This window comes from Cupriavidus sp. 01T418 (assembly GCF_056398885.1).
Genome location: NZ_JBFTQG010000140.1, coordinates 1 through 744, shown reverse-complemented (window position 1 = coordinate 744; position 744 = coordinate 1). Strand labels below are relative to the sequence as shown.

Annotated in this window: 1 protein-coding gene; it reads left to right on the top strand. The window is 65.2% G+C overall.

Translation table 11 applies throughout. From position 1 onward, the window contains the following. Nucleotides 1–103 precede the first annotated feature (103 nt). Nucleotides 104–744 (top strand): fumarylacetoacetase (locus AC1DQ3_RS36590; protein ID WP_477124961.1); only part of this gene is annotated, 641 nt, incomplete at its 3' end.

The following is a 744-nucleotide window of genomic DNA, read 5'->3' as shown; positions in this document are numbered from 1 at the left end:
AACATTGAGCTGCTGAGCGAACGCAACATCGATCCGGCGACGATCCAGTCGCTGCGGGAGCGCCGCGTCCTGGTGAGCCGGAAAAGTCTGCGCGGAGACTTTGATGCCGCTTGATCACACCCACGACCCCGCCGCGCGAAGCTGGCTGGAATCGGCGAACCAGGACGGCACGGCGTTCCCGCTGCAGAACCTGCCGTTTGCCGTCTTTCGTCGGGCGGACAGTGACGAGGCATTCCGGGGCGGCGTCGCGCTCGGTGACCGGGTGATCGACCTCGCCGCGCTGGTGCAAGGCGGGGCCCTGTCCGGCCTCGCCGAGGAGGCCGCCCGCGCATGTACGCAACCGACGCTCAATGCCTTCTTTGCCATGGGGCCTCAAGCGTGGCGGGCATTGCGTCACGCGCTATTTGATGGCTTCGATGCGCGCAGGAAGGCCGGGGGCGACTTGCTCAAGGCGGCGCTGGTGCCGCAGGCCGAGGTCGAATATGGTTTGCCTGCACAGATCGGTGACTACACCGACTTCTATACGTCAATTGATCACGCGCGCAACATCGTCAAGTTGTTGCGGCCCGACGGCATATTGTCGCCAAATTTCCAATGGATGCCAGTCGCGTATCACGGCCGTGCGTCGAGCATCGGGCTCTCTGGCCAGATAGTCCGGCGGCCTGTCGGCCAGCGCGTGCTGGCCGGACAGGGCCAGCCCGAACTGGGAGCGAGCACCCGGCTCGACTACGAACTGGAACTGGG